Annotated in this window: 8 protein-coding genes, 1 tRNA gene and 1 pseudogene; 4 read left to right on the top strand and 6 right to left on the bottom strand. The window is 29.0% G+C overall.

Annotation, left to right across the window (positions count from 1 at the left end; all coding sequences use genetic code 11):
• Nucleotides 1–92: 92 nt before the first annotated feature.
• From cmk to pgm, 4 genes and pseudogenes are all read right to left on the bottom strand, one after another.
• A pseudogene (cmk, locus tag ACICP0_RS01840) lies at nucleotides 93–743 on the bottom strand ((d)CMP kinase); the annotation flags it as partial.
• A 141-nt stretch (nucleotides 744–884) separates the two neighbouring features.
• On the bottom strand, nucleotides 885–2,180 hold the full coding sequence (gene aroA, locus ACICP0_RS01835; protein WP_395479614.1) for a 3-phosphoshikimate 1-carboxyvinyltransferase: 1,296 nt from the start codon (nucleotides 2,178–2,180) through the stop codon (nucleotides 885–887).
• A gap of 97 nt (nucleotides 2,181–2,277) precedes the next feature.
• Nucleotides 2,278–3,369: a 3-phosphoserine/phosphohydroxythreonine transaminase gene (gene serC, locus ACICP0_RS01830; protein ID WP_395479613.1), complete on the bottom strand. Its 1,092-nt coding sequence runs from the start codon at nucleotides 3,367–3,369 to the stop codon at nucleotides 2,278–2,280.
• Nucleotides 3,370–4,827: 1,458 nt separating this feature from the next.
• Entirely contained in the window at nucleotides 4,828–6,465 is a 1,638-nt protein-coding gene (pgm, locus tag ACICP0_RS01825) for a phosphoglucomutase (alpha-D-glucose-1,6-bisphosphate-dependent) (RefSeq protein ID WP_395479612.1), read from the bottom strand.
• Between the two features lie 2,112 nt (nucleotides 6,466–8,577).
• On the opposite strand from pgm, the gene fldA reads away from it, so the two are divergent.
• Entirely contained in the window at nucleotides 8,578–9,093 is a 516-nt protein-coding gene (gene fldA, locus ACICP0_RS01820) for a flavodoxin FldA (protein WP_395479611.1), read from the top strand.
• 1,092 nt (nucleotides 9,094–10,185) lie between these two features.
• Here fldA and glnS read toward each other — a convergent pair.
• Nucleotides 10,186–11,868, bottom strand: a complete 1,683-nt coding sequence (glnS, locus tag ACICP0_RS01815) for a glutamine--tRNA ligase (protein WP_395479610.1) — start codon at nucleotides 11,866–11,868, stop codon at nucleotides 10,186–10,188.
• Nucleotides 11,869–16,346: 4,478 nt separating this feature from the next.
• On the opposite strand from glnS, the gene crp reads away from it, so the two are divergent.
• The gene (gene crp, locus ACICP0_RS01810; RefSeq protein ID WP_395479609.1) at nucleotides 16,347–16,979 is read left to right on the top strand and encodes a cAMP-activated global transcriptional regulator CRP; all 633 of its coding nucleotides are present in this window, start codon (nucleotides 16,347–16,349) and stop codon (nucleotides 16,977–16,979) included.
• A gap of 403 nt (nucleotides 16,980–17,382) precedes the next feature.
• Here crp and ACICP0_RS01805 read toward each other — a convergent pair.
• Nucleotides 17,383–17,459: transfer RNA gene (locus ACICP0_RS01805), tRNA-Met, on the bottom strand.
• Nucleotides 17,460–19,016: 1,557 nt separating this feature from the next.
• Between ACICP0_RS01805 and prmB the strand changes: the two genes are divergently transcribed.
• Entirely contained in the window at nucleotides 19,017–19,952 is a 936-nt protein-coding gene (prmB, locus tag ACICP0_RS01800; protein ID WP_395479608.1) for a 50S ribosomal protein L3 N(5)-glutamine methyltransferase, read from the top strand.
• A gap of 74 nt (nucleotides 19,953–20,026) precedes the next feature.
• Nucleotides 20,027–21,112 carry a chorismate synthase gene (gene aroC, locus ACICP0_RS01795; protein WP_395479607.1) on the top strand — a complete coding sequence of 362 codons (1,086 nt, stop codon included), beginning with the start codon at nucleotides 20,027–20,029 and terminating at the stop codon, nucleotides 21,110–21,112.
• Nucleotides 21,113–21,203 lie beyond the last annotated feature (91 nt).

The raw sequence follows: 21,203 nt of genomic DNA, 5'->3' as shown, positions 1-21,203 counted from the left end.
ATTTTGATCATATTCTGTAATTTATCTCCAGAACAGAATAATCTTGTATTACCAATTATATTGATAGCGTTAGAATCTGCTTTGCAGGCTTTAATTACTTTAACTACTACTTCATCGATACTTAAATCAGTAGAGTCCAGTACTAATGCATCAGGTGCTGGTACGAGTGGTGCTACTATACGAGTACGATCTCGATCGTCTCGTTCTTTTATCTCAGATAAAAGTCTTCTGAAGCTAACACTAAAGCCTTTTTCTTGCAACTGTCGCATGCGTCTATATGCTCTTTTTTCTAATGAAGCATAGAGAAAAATCTTTATTGTTGCATCTGGAAATACCACAGTTCCCATATCACGACCATCAGCAATAAGTCCTGGTGAAGTACGAAATGTACGCTGTCGTCGTAAAATCGCTTGTCGTACACGTGAAAAAGTAGCTATTTTTGATGCAGCATTACCAATTTTTTCATTTCGAATAATTTGACTGACGTCTTGTCCTTCCAGAAGAACATGCATCCGACCTTGTTTAATTAAAAAAAGTATATCGAGACATATAGAAAGAGCAGCTAAGGCTTCTTCATCATCAGTAATCATTTTTTTACGTAGAGCCTCTAATGCAAGAACTCGATAAATTGCTCCGGAATCCAGTACATTCAAATGAAATATTTCCGCTAATAATTTACAAAGTGTACTCTTTCCAACACCACTTGGTCCATCAACGGTGATAACTGGAACTAAAAATCTCATTGTCTTTTCCTTATATTGTCTTTACCGTGTTTATTATTTCAAAAGAATAGACAGAGCTTAAAAATTGATTATACGCTATTGTACTGTTGATAAATTAAAGATATCATTGTCTATTAATATATACTAGCGAATGAACCGTAATCATATCAAAGTGCTTAATTTTTTAAGCTGATCAAAAAAATTAGGAAAAGTTTTGTGAGTACACTGTGGATTCATAATAACTACGGGCGTGTTGGATAAGGCTACAAGCGAAAAACACATTGCCATACGATGATCATTATAAGTACTTATGCTAGCAGAAGTAAGTTGTCTTGGTGGAGTGATTTTGATAAAATCTCTCCCTTCAGTTACAATGGCCCCCACTTTGCGTAGTTCAGTTGCCATTGCTATTAATCGATCTGTTTCTTTCACACGCCAGTTATAAATATTCCGTAAAGTAGTAGTTCCGCCATTAGTAGCGAATAATGCAGTGGTAGCAAGGGTCATCGCTGCGTCGGGAATATGATTTACATCTATATCAATAGAGTTCAACGTACCTCGTGTACATTCAATAAAATTATCTCCCCAACAAATAGTAGCACCCATTTTTTCTAATGCATCAGCAAAACGAATGTCGCCTTGTAAACTGTGACGACCGATACCATGGACTCGTACAGTACCACCACGAATTGCTGCTGCTGCTAGAAAATAGGACGCACTAGATGCATCTCCTTCAATGAGATAATCGCGCGGTGAGCAATAAGTTCTACCTCCTTGAATGTAAAATGTCTGATAATTATCATGCTCAACCTGAATACCAAAACATTTCATCAGTTCTATGGTGATGTTAATATATGGCTGAGATACTAATGTACCTTTAACACGAATGTAGCTATCCAAAGGAGCAAGCGGTGCCATCATTAATAATGCAGTTAAAAATTGACTAGAGATATCACCATTTATAACAATATTACCTCCTCGATAACCTCCATGCAAGCGTAAAGGTGGATAATTTTTTTGACCAAGATACTCAATTTTTGCGCCGCCTTGACATAACGCATCTACAAGATGTCCAATAGGTCTTTCATTCATACGCGACTCACCAGTCAGTGTGATTTCTTGTGATTGCAAGCTTAATGCTGCTACTAGAGGTCGCATAGCAGTACCAGCATTTCCAAGAAAAATTGGTGGAATATTATTATTAGAACGTAAAGGTCCACCTGAACCATCTACTTCACAACTGCAATGATCTTGTGAAACTCGACAAGTTATGCCTAGCTGGTTGAGAGCTGTCAACATATGAAAAACATCATCGCTTTTTAGTAAGTTAATAAGACGAGTGGTACCAGAGGCTTGTGCAGCTAATAATAAAGCACGATTAGACACGCTTTTAGAACCTGGAAGATTCAGTGTTCCATTTACACATGAAATAGGATGTAAAGTTAATGTTTCTTGCATATATGACATTTTCTCCAGAACATAACAATTGAAAATACATGTTTACAATATATGTAAGTAAAAATTATTTTTGGCCACTACTGTGTTATACATTTTATTAACCGTAATGGGCAGCGAACCATTTCATAAAATCTACTAATGTTGTAACACCTGCAAATGGCATAGCATTATATAATGATGCACGCATACCACCTACAGCTCTGTGACCTTGTAAGGCATATAGTCCGAATTCCCTTGATTTTTCTAAAAAAAGTTTATTTAATTTATTGTTTGCTAATCGAAATGGAATATTCATATGAGAACGATTTTCCGATTTTATTACATTCAAATAAAAATCGCTTTCGTCAATTACACGGTAAAGAAGATTTGCTTTTTCCTGATTTTTCTTACCAATTTCTATTAATCCTCCCTGATTTTTGAGCCATTTAAACACTAATCCTGCAACATACCAAGCAAAAGTAGGTGGAGTGTTGAACATTGAGTTATGTTCAGCTAAAATTTGATAATCTAGAATTGACGGCGGTTTTTTTTTATGAGAAATCTTTAAAAGATCATCACGTATAATGACTAATGTTAATCCAGATAGTCCAACATTTTTTTGTGCACTAGCGTAAAGCATGCTAAAATTATTAATATTAAGAGGACGTGATAGAATTGTAGAGGAACAATCCGCTACGACTACTACACGATTGTCAAAAGTTGGCTGTTCATTAATAGCTAAGCCGTCAATTGTTTCATTCGGACAATAGTGCATATAAGGGCTATTGGTATCTAGAGGCCAATATTTCATTGGTTTAATGGAACGGATGCCATCCATATCTGTAATAACGTTAATAACGTGTGGATCACAATATTTTTTTGCTTCCTGTATCGCATTGTATGACCAGTAACCACTATTGATATAATCGGCAGTGGCACTGATGCCTAATAGATTCATTGGTATTGCAGAAAATTGTGCGCGTGCTCCACCATGGCAAAATAGAACTTTATAATGTTCTGGTATCTTCATTAATTCACGCAAATTTTTTTCAGCCATTTGAGTCATATCAATAAACTCCTGACTACGGTGACTAATTTCCATAATCGATATACCCAAACCATGCCAATCATGTAGTTCTTGTGTTATCTGTTTCAAGACTTCTTCTGGAAGCATTGCTGGACCAGAACTAAAATTAAATATTTGATTCATCTTATTTACCTAAATTTGCTTTATAACTTTTTTATATATCTTGTATCGGTTTTTACTATGGCTAAAAATTAACGGTAACAATAAACGACGGAAAGAATATATAAAGTGAATGTAAACTAACATATATTATTAAAGTTATTACAGACGAGCATAAAACAAGAGCGGGTAAATAATCATTTACAAATAACTTATTTTATAATTTAACTTTTATGTGTAGAATAGTTACAATGCGAGATATAGATAATTTTATTTAATCTCATTATTAATATTTTTCATTAAAGGTCACATCTATAATAAAATGACTAAATATTGTGATGTAGAAATGTTATAGATATACCGTTTAGCCATACTTTGCAATTTAATTACTATTTTGTAGTATATTAATTACTGGAAAAATTTAATATACTTTTAATCAGTATGTATTATTATTTTTTATTCCTTATTAATACAAGAAAATACAAAACTAATATTGATTAGTTACCATCTTTTAATTTCTTATGAACATAATTAAGTACGATTGACTAAACTAGTTGGTGGTATTTTGTACCTTATTAGTTATAAGGTGGACAGTGAGTGCTACAATGAACGATATTGAAGGTGATATTATTAGTGTTGATTTGTTCCTTATAACATATTGAATAATACATGTTATTATGAATAGTTGAAATTTATTCAAAACAAATCTAGTTATCCTGATATTAAAAAATATCTTTTTCTAAAGACTATCAATTTGTCAACTGTACTTAAACAGACATTTAAATTCGATACTTAACTCCTAATAAAAGCTATTATCTTTTCCATTAAGAATCAAACCTCACTATGCTTTATTACCATGAAGCTCTGTACCCAGACAGGTATATCAATGATGATTAATGTAAAATAGAAAACATTTATTAAAATAAATATTATATATAAGATGTTCAATGGTTTTTTATAAATAGAATTATAATGATACTATTTTTAGTATTCTTTTCCTTTTAAATAAACAATTCATTCAATAGAATCATTTTCTTATAGATGATTAATTATTGTCTAATAATAAAATAATATTATTAAGTTATATTGATTGAGCAAGTACTCATATATTAGATTTTATTAAGACCACTAGTCGAAGTAATAATATATGAATAGTCATTCGTATATTTTATATGTATGACTTCATTTGATTGAAGAAATAAAGAAATTGTAAAAATATGGACGTTATGAAAATCACTTCATTTTAAATCGATAAACTACTAGTTTATTATATATATAATACGATGAAAATAGCTATATTTAGACACTAATCATTGTAGTGCAAGTACACAAAAAGCAAGAAAAGACAATAATATTATTATGTTATCAATATATATAAGTTTTTATAATTTTAATTTTTTAAACCGGTTCAATGAATATTGAAATCAGTTATCAACTGATCAAATAATAAAATAAATCTTAATAATTTAAATTAGTGTAGCTCTATTCCAACAATACATTATTGATAATTTTTATAGCTTCTTTCTCTATTTGCTGGCAATGTTTAGGGTTAAGGGAACTTTCACAGTAGATTTTATATGTTTCTTCTGTACCAGAAGATCGAGCTACAAACCAACCATTTTTCGTTATAACTTTTATACCTCCGATAGATACGTCAGATTCAGGTAATGTAGTAAAACAAGAAATAATAGAATCTCCTGCTAACTTACTGATCTTAATCTTTTTAAGTGAAATGTTAGATAAGTTATGCTTTTGTTCACAGGTAGCAGGAGCTTGGAAACACTTATAAGTGAAAGAACCAAATCGTTGTACCAACTCAGTATAATGTTTTGGAAGATTTTTACCAGTAACTGCTGTTATTTCAGCAGCGAGCAGACACATGACAATACCATCTTTATCAGTAGACCAAGGTTGGCCGTCAAAACGCAAAAAAGATGCTCCAGCACTTTCTTCACCGCTAAAACCTAATGTACCATTAAAAATACCATCTACAAACCATTTAAATCCCACAGGTACTTCTGTAAGTCGTCGACCAATATGTTTGACGATACGATCGATCATGATACTAGAGACTAAAGTTTTTCCTACACCAACGTTATGATTCCATTTTAATCGGTGTTGAAACAAGTAATTAATTGCTATTGCTAAATAATGATTGGAATCCATTAGCCCATCAGGCGTAATAATACCATACCGATCGTGATCGGGATCATTAGCAAATACTAAAGTAAATTGATTACAAAACGCTAATAACCCAGTCATTGCAAATTTTGATGAGCAATCAATCCTAATAATACCATCATGATCAAGATGCATAAAACGGAATGTTTGGTCTATCCCTTCATTGATTAATGTCAAATCTAATTGATAGTATTCAGCAATACGTTTCCAATAGATAATTCCGGATCCACCCAATGGATCAACGCCTAATTTTAAATTAGCTGTTTTAATTGCCTTTAAATCCACTACGTGTACTAACCCTTCGACATATGGTCGTACTAAGTCTTGAGGATGAATATAACCGCTTTTCCAAGCCTTATCTATAGTGAAGCGTTTTACACTTCGTAGATGTTCAGCTATCAGCGCATTAGCGCGCTCCTCTATAACTTTAGTTATATAAATATCAGCTGATCCGCCATTAGGCGAATTATATTTAATACCTCCGTCTTCTGGAGGGTTATGAGAGGACGTGATTATGGTGCCATCAGCCTGTACACTATGTTTTTTATTATGAGCTAAAATGGCATTAGAAATCACTGGTGTCGGTGTATATCCATTGTTTGCTTGCACGATTACTTCTACACCATTGGCAGTGAATACTTCTAGGACGGAAATAAATGCTGGTTCAGAAAGTGCATGAGTATCCTTTCCTACATAACAAGGACCAGTGATCCCTCGCTTAGCACGTTCTTCTGCAATGGCTTGGCTAATAGCCAGAACGTGAGTTTCATTAAAATTATAGCGGCTAGCGCTACCTCGATGTCCTGATGTGCCAAACTTGACTGCATGATCGCTATTGCCTGGTTCTGGTTGTAATACGTAATATTGTGACGTTAATTGCGCTACATTAATTAAATCATCTTGTAAAGTACTATGTCCGGCACGAGGATGATTAGTCATCAATATATTTCTCTTATCTTGTTATATTTAAATAAGAAATGTGAGAATGTCGTTCATTATTAATAATTAGTTACATCTCAAGAAAATATAGAATATTAGATCATAGATTAAAGTTTGTAAGATTAAAATATATAACACTTCCAGTATTAGTGAAAAAGTATAAAATACTCTGTACTCAATGCATTGTTGTGTTTGTCATATAAAAAGTATTTATGTAGCACAAAAATTATTTTATTAAAAACTAACAGAGAGGAACTTAATATCCTCATGATAATTTCATTTATGATATATTTTATTATTTAAGTAAACAAGTTTTTTTAATATAAAATTGTAAATTAGTATTATATTAGTACTGATTACCGTTGTAATATATCAGTTTGTATACCTTAACTGTATTATTTACTGTAAGGAATCTTCAAACAGAAGGACAGAGAATCAAATACATCTTGGTTCTATAAGAAATCCTTTTTTTAAAAGGAAACTGTACTAATAAAATTATGCTTTAATTATAATAACCTATCAAAGTTATCTCATATAATCATCAACCTAATGAACATCAAAAACACCAGTTGTTCTACAAGGCTTTCCTTTTAATAAAGATAATTTGCATATCTGCACCTCAAAAAATTACTCGATAAATAATTTACTACAAGCTCAATTTTAAAATTAAAATACGTTTCTATTTGTAGTACGTTGACCAACACCAATATACTATGATATGAATCAATGTAAGGTCTTTATATTATTTAATATATTTTTTATTTTATCCATTATTCTATATAAGCGACACTGTCGAATAGTTGCGACAGTAACTAACGTAATCACGTATGATAATAATAAGGTATTATGCGATTTGATCTAAACATTAAAGTTAAATTTTCAATTTTTCTATTATTAACGTTATTTGATTGTAAAAATACATATTCATTAAGATAAGACTATGCAATCTAAAGATACTATGCATGTAACGCGAAATTAATTTGATGATTATAAGAAAAAATGTAAATTTTTATAATTTTTTTAAAAGAGTATACAAAAGCGCCAATGGTTTTAAACTAAAATTAAACCACTTGTTTAGTATTTTCAATTGGTTGTAATGTTTATAAATAAAATAGTTAATTTTAATAAAAATTATTATGGTACGACCATATCGCATTAATAGTTATTTTTATACATATTGAACTCTATAGTTAAAAGAATCATAGTAGCAAATACTGAACAGTTTTAAGTAATATATTTTATCCTTGTAGGACATGTAGTGTGAAGACATTTAAAATATGTAAAATTCACTGAATCTATTTTTAGATCCTATAATTATAAATAGTTAATATTATAAATAATTAATTTAATCATTATATTTCTAATAGATTATTTAAAATCATTTTACAACACTGATTAAAATTACTCGATGAAAAATTAACTACTGATAAGCTATTCTTAATATTTTCAGACTTTTGTTCAATTTTATTGAACGACTACGACTATATAAAATAAACAGATTTGATCTAGCTAAATAGACCGATAAAAAACAATTTTACAAACTTAGAATGATTAAAATCATTTTCTTGTTCGAGAAATTTCAATCTGAGTTAATATAATTAAATTGGTCGATTCTAAATCAAATTAGGTTACAATAAAAAGGCAAATTAATATATAGACAATATTAATTGTCTATACCAATAACTGATTAGCGACTGATAAATTTAATCAAATTGACGCTATGATTTATATACTAATAAATAATAATTTTCTGTTTAAAGAAATTTAATAAAATTGATGTATTCTTTAAAAGAATACAAGAAATAAACTAAGGACTTACTACAATACTATCTAAAATTTAAATACTTTTAAGAAAAAAATGAAAATGCTGTTCATTGCAATTCACTAAATCAATCCTTTTAGAAATTTAAAATAAAATAAACGTAGTAAAATTAATTTTAGAAGTTAAAACATAAATAACACTCAATATTTATTGACTAGATCTAAAAAAATAAAGATGTTAGCTCTATTACACAATAATCCTTATAAGTAACATTCTTTTATTTTATCGTTAACATTAACTTGTAAGTTAATGTACACTACTTTACTAACTATTAAAGAGGTTTTATATCCATGGCAAAAGTAGGTATTTTTTTCGGCAGTGATACTGGTAATACTGAAAATATTGCTAATATCATCCAGAAACAACTAGGTAAGAACATTGCTGATATATTTGATATTGCTAAAAGCAGTAAGGAAGATGTAGAGCGATATGATCGGTTGCTATTTGGTATTTCTACTTGGTATTATGGGGAAGCCCAGTGCGACTGGGATGATTTTTTTCCTACGTTAGAAGACATTGATTTCACAGGAAATCTAGTAGCATTGTTTGGTTGTGGAGATCAAGAAGATTATGCAGAATATTTTTGCGATGCTATGGGCATCATTCGCGATATCATAGAACCACATGGAGCAATATTAGTAGGTCGTTGGCCTACCTTTGGCTATCATTTTGAAACTTCTAAAAGCTTAGTTAACGACGATCATTTTATTGGTTTAGCTATTGATGAAGATCGACAGTCAGAACTCACTATTGATCGTGTTAACAACTGGATTACACAGATACACAAAGAAATGAAGTTAAATTGATTAAAGTACTGTTTTAAAAAAAATTAACTAATAAAATCTACCAATTGATAAATTATCTTATACAGTGATCATAATTTTATATTTTAATATAATTAATTAGATCACATAGTAATTTTATGTTTTAGACAATTAGTACAATACAGGATATTTTGCCCCGTATCTTTAAAAGATAAAACATCATCGTACATTATTTTTTCATATCTAACATACTATGTATGACGTAATGAGGTACGTATGTCATATTACAATATCCATGATTATTAAAATCATTGATCTGTTTTATAAAATTATTTAAATTTTACAATTTAAATAATTAAATTTTAAATATTTTACATTTCTCATTCAGAGAGAATAAAGCTATGTTTAAAGTTCAAATGACTTATAAGAAAATAGATATATTTTTATTGTATATAATGATAGATTAAGAAATCTAATGATCTATCTCACATAGATCGTGATACGTTTATAATTGAATAATTCATTTTAAACTTACATTAAAACGAAACTACTACACATAAGATTTCCTATTCTGCATCTACTAAATAAAGTTAGATAAGATTAATTAATTCACATTAAAGAAATAATAAATAATATACTTAGAAACAATTAGAAGATGACCGCTCCTATTCAAAAATCACATATATCTGATAAACGTGATTTTACTGTCAATGTAAACTATTTTTTGTAACTATAAAAAATATTGTTTTATAAGATCTCTCCGTATGTAAAATTACAGATTTTTAAAACATTTTATTTTATAAAATATATTTTTCTTTTTCTTGATTAGCTATGAACAATTCATGGGACAAAATGAGCAATTGTAATTAATGTATTATCACTATTCAATTTTACATATATTTTAAATATTATTAATTTAGAGAATTGATTCGTTTATTTATTATGTTAATGTCTTAATTATAACGATTTTGTTAATGCAACGAAATTTTGACAATTTATATGATGAGTATAAACTAGATACAGTAAGATCATCAATACAAACTAAAAATTTTACGAAGATACTCAACATATGGAACACAAATCGTCCGTTTTTCTCGTAGAGATAGAGAAAAAGATAAATAGTATGAAATACTGTTATATATCGACTTTTTTTATGCCTTGAGTATCTCTCAAACTAACGGTTCGATTAAATACTAATCGAGATGAATTATAACAATAATTATCAGCGCAAAAATATCCTTCACGTTCAAATTGAAAAGAAGTATTAGCTTTAGAAGCTAATACTTCGACTACTCCTTCTTCGACAAAACCCTGTTTAATCACTAATGATTGTGGATTAATGGTAGAAAAAAATTTTTCCTCTGCTGTTGGATTAGCCTCTTTAAATAACCTATCATATAGGCGAAATTCTGCTTCCATGTTATGACTAACCGAAACCCAATGAATGACTCCTTTTATCTTACGGCCATCTATTGGATGTTGATTGAGTGTATTCGGATCATGACTGCAAAATATAGTTTTCACATTTCCTATCTCATCTTTTTCTATACTTTCAGCCTTAATAATATATGCATGACGCAAACGCACTTCTTTACCTAGTACCAACCGTTTATACTGACTATGGCCTGCTTCTAAAAAGTCATTGAAATCAATATAAATTTCGCGACTAAACATCACTTGACGCATACCCATTTCTGGTTTATTAGGATGATTGAGCATATCAATTATTTTTTCATAGCCTATAGGCAAGCTTACAATCACTGCTCTTACTGGATTGATTACAGCCATGGCACGCAGTGCATTTTCATTAAGTTCTTCTCGGATACAAGCTTCTAATACAGATATATCAACATTATTGTGTTGTTTAGTTACACCAATACGACTACAAAATTCACGAATCGAAGCAGCGGTATATCCACGGCGACGTAGACCAGAGATGGTTGGCATTCGAGGATCATCCCAACTTTCAACAATACTGTGCTTTACTAGCAAATTTAGCTTACGTTTAGATATGACAGTATATTTTAAATTAAGGCGGGAAAATTCATATTGTTGAGGATGGACGTTAATTGTTATGTTATCAAGAATCCAATCATATAATTGGCGATTATCTTGAAATTCTAGAGTGCATAAAGAGTGAGTAATGCCTTCTAAAGCATCAACGATACAGTGGGCAAAGTCATACATTGGATAAATACACCACTGAGTACCGGTTTGGTGATGCTCAGCAAATTTAATACGATATAACACTGGATCACGCATGACCATAAATGGCGACGCCATGTCTATTTTAGCTCGAAGACAAGCTTGGCCTTCAGAAAATTTTCCATGACGCATTTTAGAGAATAGTGTAACATTATCCTCAATACTACGACTGCGATAAGGGCTATTTTTTCCTGGGCAAGTCAACGTGCCACGATATCTTCGGATTTCATCTGGAGATAATTGATCTACATAAGCTAAGCCCTTATTGATCAGTTCAATTGCATAATCATATAATTGATTGAAATAATCAGAGGAATAGTGAACAACACCGCTCCAGTGAAAACCAAGCCACTGCACGTCATGTTTAATTGAATCAACATATTTTATATTTTCTTTGAGAGGATTAGTATCGTCAATACGCAAATTACATTTTCCATGATACATTTGAGCGATACCAAAATTAAGGCAAATAGACTTTGCATGCCCAATATGTAAGTAGCCATTCGGCTCTGGAGGAAATCTAGTACGTATTGAAACATACTTACCTGAGGTAAGATCATTTTTAATAATTTGGTAAATAAAGTTAGTTGGCGAAGTTCCAATGTTATTCATTATGAATGCTTCCTAATTATTATTAGGATAGAAATAATATAAATTACGCATATATTTTAATTTGACTCATATATAATTTCTTTATTTAATGAAATAATTTAAATTATATCAAAATGGTACGCTTATTATTAACTTACTAATAGTAAATAGATATACCATTGTATTTTCAAGAAATTAACTAACTAAAGTAAACAATTTTAAACATATACTGTATGATATTACCTATGATTAAAATAAAAGAATGAACAGTGTGTCTATGACAGTTATCTTTATGAAAATAACTATATACTTACATTCTAAAATATAAGTAAAATAATAATAATATCATACAGGATTGTAATCCTTTCATATTTATGGAATGTTCGTTAGTTTCTTGTCGAAACAGAGCAATTATATTAAAGTCCATATTTAATTTTGATGTGTACTCCTAACTAAAATCGAGTTTACTGATTCAATTTGATCACTTCGATGTGTTAGATATATAATATTATTACTTTCCTAATTAAGACAATTAATTATAGCTCTCAAATATAGTAAAGTTAAATCTAATTTATATTAGAATAATTTTTTGAAAAATGTGATATAAATTGAAGGCACGAACAAGGTTTGTGCTTTATAAAAATAACTTTATCTACTCACAGTAGATAATATCTGTTTTTATCGAAAACTGATTCTTTTTTGATAAAGAATTTTAATCGAATATCATTCTTTATTTTATTAGAATTTTATTAGAGTTTATCCTAAAGTATATATTTAGTATGCAAGCAGAAGATTTCTTAAACAATGAGATGATACTTACATGTATTCAATGGAGATTTAAAATGCATTATATTTTTGTGAGTTTAATTAAAAATTTTATATTAATGTTATTTTTTTATAATTTTAGATTATATTAGCATTTATCATAGTGATACTTTATAATAATAAAACTGAGAATGAAATTAAGCTAAATACCTGTTTTTGAAAATATTAATTTTATCTTTTTAAATCACAAATAACGAATGGAAATAACACCACCTTTAATAAATATATATAATTATTAATATATATATTATGTTTATACACATTTTTACTAAAATTGCCACTATAGTAGTAATATTGCTCAACTACTTTAGTTAAAACAACTATTATTGATAGGCATACAATAAATAGATACAACTAAATTAGACAAAGATAAAATTGATTACTACTCCCCTAATAAAGTATAAAATTAATCGAGTATGCATTAGTAATGTATACTTAATACACCATCTTGCCATTAAAAATAATATATATTATTAATATTAAAATAATAAGCAAGTATTATCTCTATTTTAGTCAGTTCTTGGTAATAGTGCTAAATGCTGCTTATGAATATACTTATAATAATCATAGATAAATTATCGATTCTCTATTTTCAATAGATTAAAATTTATTAATCCTATATTAATCATTATAGAATTTAGTTTTACTGCTAAACTTAACTTATAAAATTGTAAGATTTATGTCGTTCAATCCTACTGACTTCAACGTCTAATTTAATTCATTTAAATTTCAGTAGCAATTAATACTATGAAAGTAAGTGGACATATAACGCATATGTGACGTAATTAAATACGTTCAATAATATCATACAATTTTCATTGTACCTCATCAAACATCAGGATTAAGCTGTTCTTTTTTTTGATAGTGTCTAATCACTATCACTATAATAATAGACTCATGAATTTAATGATACAATAGACATCTACATACATTATTCAAATGCGGAACCAATGCCGAGTCATAATTATTTTTAAGATACCTATCCTCTTTGAGGCATACAATGCATATAACTTTACACAAGGTATTTTATAGAGTAAGATTGATTATAAGATATTCGATGTGAAAAAAATTATTAATCTTATTGAGATTATAATATGTATTATATTGACATGTGCCAATATACTTAAAAATAGGTTCAAGTAAGTTTTAGCTAATTTCTGACATTCATTTCATTTTTCATTTAAATTATCAAATTACTACTATACTTCTGAATATAAAATCAAGTGACTAATATTCGTTTTTAGTTAAAAATCATTAAAACAATATTTTGTCTAGTTGTAGATATATTAACTAATATGAGCAAATTAGTAGCATTAGTCTGCTTATATTAGAAAACACACATCATGAACAGATGAATACTGAATTGATTTTGAATTTTTATCAAGAATACAAGTCACTATTATTTTGTATTAGAATGCGTTACTTACCATGATAGCAATCAGAAATTCAACAAAATTATATATTTTATATAATATTAATATACTTGGATAAAACAGTATTTCATGTTAGAATTAATATTCTATAATACGTTAAGATATATTATATATATGACTCAGTAGTTTCAATAACATAAATTTAATAAAATGAATAATATACTCTACCAAAATAATTAAATAAAATCAGTAGACTTAATTTGAAAAAGAATAAAATTCTTTATTTTATCAGATAAGATTTATTTTTTATGTTTAAATAACGAATTCAGTGAATTCATACTTTTTAAAATCACTAAAATTATCCAAAAATTTTTTATTTAACATGTAATGAATAGAAATAAAAAAGAAAACTAATCGATATCAATAAACACTATGATATGAGCAAGAATATAGTACCTTAGATGTTAAGATTAAGTGTCATATGCATACCAGATATATATTATCTATTATCGTAACATATCTATATATTTTAAGATATCTTTTAGGCTAAATGATTCTTGGTGAATTAAAAATTAAATTTATTAGTTTACTATTTTTATAGTTCTTGTGATCATTTTAGCAGCATTAATCTGTTGATTTTTATCGGATAGTGTCCGAAGACTTGTTTCTTGTGTAAATACATAATAAAGTGTTGTTAAAATAGCTTTATCAACTAGTAATTTAATATATTTATTAATTATTTTTTCTATAATCTAACAATTAGTACAATGTTATTGTAATACGTATATGAAAATGTATCTATCATACTACTCAAATAGTAATGACAACATAAAAGAATGAACTACGATTAATGTTTTTTTAAAAAACATGAAGATTCTATAAGATATGTCAATTTTAACGTATTAGCTTTAAGTTTCATACTTTAATGGAGGTTAGAACTGTGTTTAGAATACATTAAAACTAAATTGTTATCATATTAATATTATTGTAAAATCAGTAAAATTATATATAAATGATATATTTATGGTAAATACTATAGTTGAATAAAAGAGTTACAGCTGAAAATTTATCATTTTAAATGTACATTGGTTTAAAGCAACAACATTATTTTATTACATCACTTCATTATAAATATGAAGTTATCGACTAATATTGTACTTTCAAAGTGAACATTTCACTTACAGAACAGTATAATTATTAATAGAACATTTTTTTTGATGACATATCATCAGTAAAATATTATTGATAATATCGTTATCGGTTTTACATTCCTTGTCATTATTTATACGTATACTTTGTTAAAATATATTCATAATAATATGACATAAGATACATGATCTTAGATCATTTCGATATAAATTATACACTTAAGTGTAAAATGGGGAATTACCTTTTTAATATTTTTAAACTTTGATGGTGAACAAATCGAAATTAATATCAAATTAATATTGATCAAAACAATATCTAATATCCACTGCTCAATTTAAGAGTAATCATTTATGGTATAACTAATTGCTATAGGACAACATGTTGTTTAACAAAATATCACAAGATTTAAATAAGATTATATTTATTGACTTATTACTATTTAAAAGTGCAAATAACTTTATTACCGATACATATTTAAAATTTAAATAATATTAACAAAATTGACTAGACTATTGATCAGTGACATAAAAATGTTTCTTGCAAAAATCAACCTGATGGACTGATTTAAATATCACTATTAATGCACATGATACTTTGAATATCAGTAAATAACATTAAAGTTATCTTTTAGTAATCAGATATCAATGATATTTGATCAATTAATATTATATCATTATTATCCAATAATGGAGTCTGGTTCAGATTATTGATACTCTGTCTAATAAGACTCTACAAACATAATATCTATTTTATCTCATGATGAACGTTGCAATACTGTGACCATATATTAAGAGTTAAGAGTAATGTTGAAAAACATTTTTATAATTATTTCATTCATTTGATATTTTAAAAAAATTAATTTTTAAAAAATTTTTTAAATCGTTTTAAATCATATTTATTATATTTAGTGAAAGACTCAGACTCAAACAACACAATAGAAGATAGTTTTTTAAGGTTATACTAACAATAGGATAATGTGATTTCCATAGACATCAGAATAAAAAGTACACAATTAATAAGTTATCAACGTTATGACACAATAGGATTTCTTTTTATTTTTAGATGGATACTACAGTCATAGTGCATCTTATTAATAGGAAATATGCCGTCCAATAAGAAAGGATAACAATGACAATTAGAGGATAGTGACGAATGATTCTCAGTAAACCTCAAATAGATTCAACTCTTGAATGGTTTTTGTCTCATTGCCATATTCATAGATATTTATCAAAAAGTACTCTGATTCATCAAGGTGAAAAAGCAGGAATTCTTTACTATATCGTTAAAGGGTCCGTTGTGGTATTCATTAAGGATGACGAAGGAAAAGAAATGATTCTTTCATACCTTAACCAAGGTGATTTCATTGGTGAAGTAGGATTATTTGAAGAGGATCAGGTACGAAGCGCCTGGGTACGTACTAAGACAATCTGCGAAGTAGCTGAAATTTCTTATACAAAATTTCGGCAACTAATTCAAATTAATCCGGATATCTTACTTCGTCTATCGGCGCAACTGGCTAGTAGACTACAAATTACTTCAGAAAAAGTAGGTAATTTAGCTTTTTTAGATGTAACAGGACGAATCGCTCAAACATTATTAAACTTAGCCAAACAGCCAGATGCTATAACCCATCCAGATGGGATGCAAATCAAAATTACTCGACAGGAAATCGGACAGATCGTCGGATGTTCTCGAGAAACAGTTGGTCGAATTTTAAAAATACTTGAAAGTCAAGATCTCATTTCTGCCCATGGTAAAACCATAGTGGTTTATGGTACTCGTTAACTTCCTTTTAATTTATCATGTATCGATACATCGATAGGCTAACATTCTAACTAAAGTTAATAGTATTTATATGAAATAAATTTACTTTCATACATATGATTTTTTAACGATTTAAAAAACCGCGATTTACTTTTTTGTTTTGAAGAAAGTTAGCTGCTTATTTAATGTTTAATGTTCAAAATATATTATATTTCAAACGATGCTGTTGCTTGTTTAGCTTGTTGTATAATGCAATGAATCAAAATGAATCGAAAAGCATTATCACGTCGTAATGACGTAAGACGTAATATGAACTACAAATTTTAATATAATTCAAAAAGTTAAATTTTGCATTATTTAAATAACACTAAAATTAAGAAAAGAACGACACATCACTTATAATTAGCAATGTGAACATAATATGTGGTTGCGGGGATCGGATTCGAACCGACGACCTTCGGGTTATGAGCCCGACGAGCTACCAGACTGCTCCACCCCGCGTCTATTGATGCGCAATATACACCTTAGTAATTTCGATGCAACTTCTTTAAATTTTACTTATCTTGTAATCTTGTAACATGTATTATGTCGCATGTTGTAATACGTTCATATTATAGAAAATCACTAAAAAATTAGTAACTAAATGGTCTCGTATTTTAGCTTATTTAGCTATTGCAATGTTAACTTTTTTCTAAATGACTATAAACAATAAATGTTGTAGTAATAAAACTATGTTTATACCAGTACAGCCAGTACAGCAGGGTAATATGAATGTAACATGTTTATTAAGAACACTAATTGCTTTACTTATCTCTTGAACATCATCTTAACTAAACTAAGCATGCTATCTACATAATACAATCTACATAATACAATAACACATAAATATTTTATACTTGTATTCCATAACACTAAAATATATCACTAAATATTTATAGATTCCACAGCACAATGCAAAATAGAATATTACTGATATAATAGTAATATAAATATAATATTATTTCAACTAATTTTTTTATAGTGATTTTAAAATCAAAATTGACAATTAATCATCTAATAACGAATCTACTATTTTCTAATACAATTAATTATACATATAAAATATACAATATGTATTGTCTTTCTTCTAAAAAATTTTTTAAAATATAGCATTGATTAGAATCAAAGTACGAAATGCAATTTTCTGCTCTAATTTTTAATAGAACCGAATGTCAATATCCATAAGGCGCTATCACCAGTCCTATTTACAATGGTTATGATTACTTTCTGATAATTTGATAACTTTACACTACCTACCAATATTTTTATTTTCAATATGATTGATCTTAGCTGTCATTCATGACATATAGTAACCCACTGTTTATGTATGCTAACAATTTTGTTCCATTTATGCAACTAAATAAATAATACTTATTATTAATGTATTTTCAATGAGCAGTAAAAAATTACAATATATAAGCCTTTTCACTATAAAAAAATGGCTTTTACATTTAAAATGTTTGTATATGGAAGCTATGTGTTTATGTTATAGTGTTCAACTGGCTGTTTTTGTGCCCAATGGCTTGATTTTATTTTTTTATTTATGTTTATATTTCGACTTTGATTTATTAAAAATAATTTGATTAATTAATCAATAGGTCGGGAATGTCTATTCCAAAACAATACGCCTGATTATATATTATATACGATACTTATCTGTTAAAAATCAAGACTTGAGCACAATGATGAATTTAAGAAATTTAAGTTATTTATTAGTACATTAATCAACATCATAAGGACATCATAATATGTTCATTCAATAGGTATACTACTTTTTACTTTTATCTGGTCAGACTATTTTCCTGAATTACTTATTTGTTCTTTGCTATTTAAATTTTATCTAATTATTTCATTTCAAGATATTATTATATTAGATAAGTTTGATCTAACATGTAGTTCTATAATTAACAGCAATTAGCATATTTTTCCTGATGTCTAATCTTTGTATTAAGAGATACATTATTTATGCAAATAATGGAAAATAATACTTAATTAAAAAGTTGTAAGGAAAATTAAAACATGTTAAAAAAAACTGATTCTGATCAAGCTATAGTAGAAATGTATACTATACAAGATATGATCCGCTGGACAGTTAGCCAGTTTAATGCATCTCAAATTCATTACGGTCATGGTGCCGACCATCCTTGGGATGAAACATTAAAATTAATATTACCTACATTATTTCTGCCGTTAGATTTTCCACAAGAAATGTATAACAGTCGTCTGACTGTAAATGAACGCACACGGATAGTTGAATTGGTAATACGAAGAATAAACGACAGGGTTCCTGTATCATATTTAACTAATAAAGCCTGGTTCTGTGGTCTAGAATTTTTTGTTGATGAGCGAGTTTATATTCCTCGTTCACCAATAGGTGAACTAATTACTGATCATTTTAGGGAACTTCTGTCTTATCCTCCGAAACATATTCTTGATATGTGTACTGGCAGTGGATGTATTGCAATTGCTTGTGCCTATCTGTATCCAGATGCGGAAGTAGATGCAATTGACATTTCATCTAACGCGTTAGTTATAGCAGAGCACAATATTAAAAAACATAATTTAGAACATAGGGTATTTCCGATATGTTCTGATTTATTTAATGATTTATCTCCTCTAACTTATGACATCATAGTAACTAATCCACCCTATGTAGATCAAGAAGATATGGATAATCGACCAAAGGAATTTCACACTGAACCAGTTTTGAGTCTAGATGCTGGATATAATGGTCTTAAGTCAGTACGACGAATTTTAGCTTGTGCGTCTGACTATTTAGCTGAAGATGGTATTCTAATCTGTGAGGTAGGAAATAGCATGGTACATCTAATCAATTGCTATCCCAAAGTACCCTTTCGTTGGTTGGAATTGTCTCATGGTGGACATGGAGTGTTTATGCTTACGCAAAAACAGTTACTAAAACATAACGATTTATTTAAGCTCTATTGTAATTAAAATATGTATGTATCTAGACCAGCCTGAAACGACTGGAATATATTTATCATTTAGGAATTTAATAAGGAATCCCAATGGCAGGAAATAGTATTGGGCAATTTTTTCGAGTTACTACCTTTGGTGAATCTCATGGTGTAGCTATAGGTGGAATCGTAGACGGCGTGCCACCGGGACTACATCTTTGTGAAGAAGATTTACAGTTTGATCTGAATCGCCGACGTCCTGGTACATCACGTTATACTACACAACGACGTGAGTTAGATCGCATAAAAATTTTATCTGGAGTGTTTGAAGGAATTACTACAGGAACAAGTATAGGATTGTTAATTGAAAATACTGATCAACGTTCTCAAGATTACAGCACGATTAAAGATCTCTATCGTCCAGGTCATGCTGATTATAGTTATGAACAGAAATATGGACGGCGTGATTACCGTGGTGGTGGACGTTCATCAGCAAGAGAAACTGCCATGCGTGTAGCAGCTGGTGCTATTGCAAAAAAATATTTATCGCAACAATTTGGGGGACGGATACGCGGTTTTTTGGCACAAATTGGTGATATTCAGTGTAAACTAAAAGATTGGGAACAAGTAGAAAAAAATCCATTTTTCTGTCCTGATAGATCACAACTTGCAGCTTTGGATACATTGATGCGTAATTTAAAAAAATCAGGTGATTCTATCGGTGCTAAAATAACAGTAATAGCAAATAAATTTCCAGCTGGTTTAGGTGAGCCAGTATTTGATCGATTGGATGCTGATTTAGCTCATGCATTGATGAGCATTAATGCAGTAAAAGGAGTAGAAATAGGCGATGGTTTTTCAGTGATCAGTAAATACGGTAGCGAAAATCGCGATGAACTCACACCGACCGGTTTTCAAAGCAATCACTCTGGTGGTATACTTGGAGGTATTAGTAGCGGTCAACCAATAATAGTTCACCTTGCCCTAAAGCCCACATCAAGCATTACAGTTCCTGGTCGAACTATAAATCGTAATGGTGAAGCGGTAGATTTGATTACACGAGGCCGTCATGACCCGTGCGTTGGTATACGTGCTGTTCCAATAGCAGAGGCAATGATGGCTATAGTTATAATGGATCATTTTTTAAGGAATCGTGCACAGTGTGCAGATGTTGTTCCACCTATATCAATAAACTAGAACATAAGATTAAAATTTTAAACTTGTATTTTTGACTAAAATTGTTACCAATATAACAATTGGGATTACTTAATTTTAAATGTTGTTATAA

It is taken from the genome of Candidatus Curculioniphilus buchneri endosymbiont of Curculio glandium, assembly GCF_964275155.1.
Taxonomy (GTDB): Bacteria; Pseudomonadota; Gammaproteobacteria; order Enterobacterales; family Enterobacteriaceae; genus Curculioniphilus; species Curculioniphilus buchneri.
Note: the sequence above shows the minus strand (reverse complement) of the source record. Positions and strands in the feature narration are given on the sequence as shown.

Bases quoted from the DNA above. Each gene is read 5' to 3' on its own strand.
- aroA (WP_395479614.1), bottom strand. From the start codon at position 2,180: ATGCAAGAAACATTAACTTTACATCCTATTTCATGTGTAAATGGAACA.
- serC (WP_395479613.1), bottom strand. From the start codon at position 3,369: ATGAATCAAATATTTAATTTTAGTTCTGGTCCAGCAATGCTTCCAGAA.
- pgm (WP_395479612.1), bottom strand. From the start codon at position 6,465: ATGACTAATCATCCTCGTGCCGGACATAGTACTTTACAAGATGATTTA.
- fldA (WP_395479611.1), top strand. From the start codon at position 8,578: ATGGCAAAAGTAGGTATTTTTTTCGGCAGTGATACTGGTAATACTGAA.
- glnS (WP_395479610.1), bottom strand. From the start codon at position 11,868: ATGAATAACATTGGAACTTCGCCAACTAACTTTATTTACCAAATTATT.
- crp (WP_395479609.1), top strand. From the start codon at position 16,347: ATGATTCTCAGTAAACCTCAAATAGATTCAACTCTTGAATGGTTTTTG.
- prmB (WP_395479608.1), top strand. From the start codon at position 19,017: ATGTTAAAAAAAACTGATTCTGATCAAGCTATAGTAGAAATGTATACT.
- aroC (WP_395479607.1), top strand. From the start codon at position 20,027: ATGGCAGGAAATAGTATTGGGCAATTTTTTCGAGTTACTACCTTTGGT.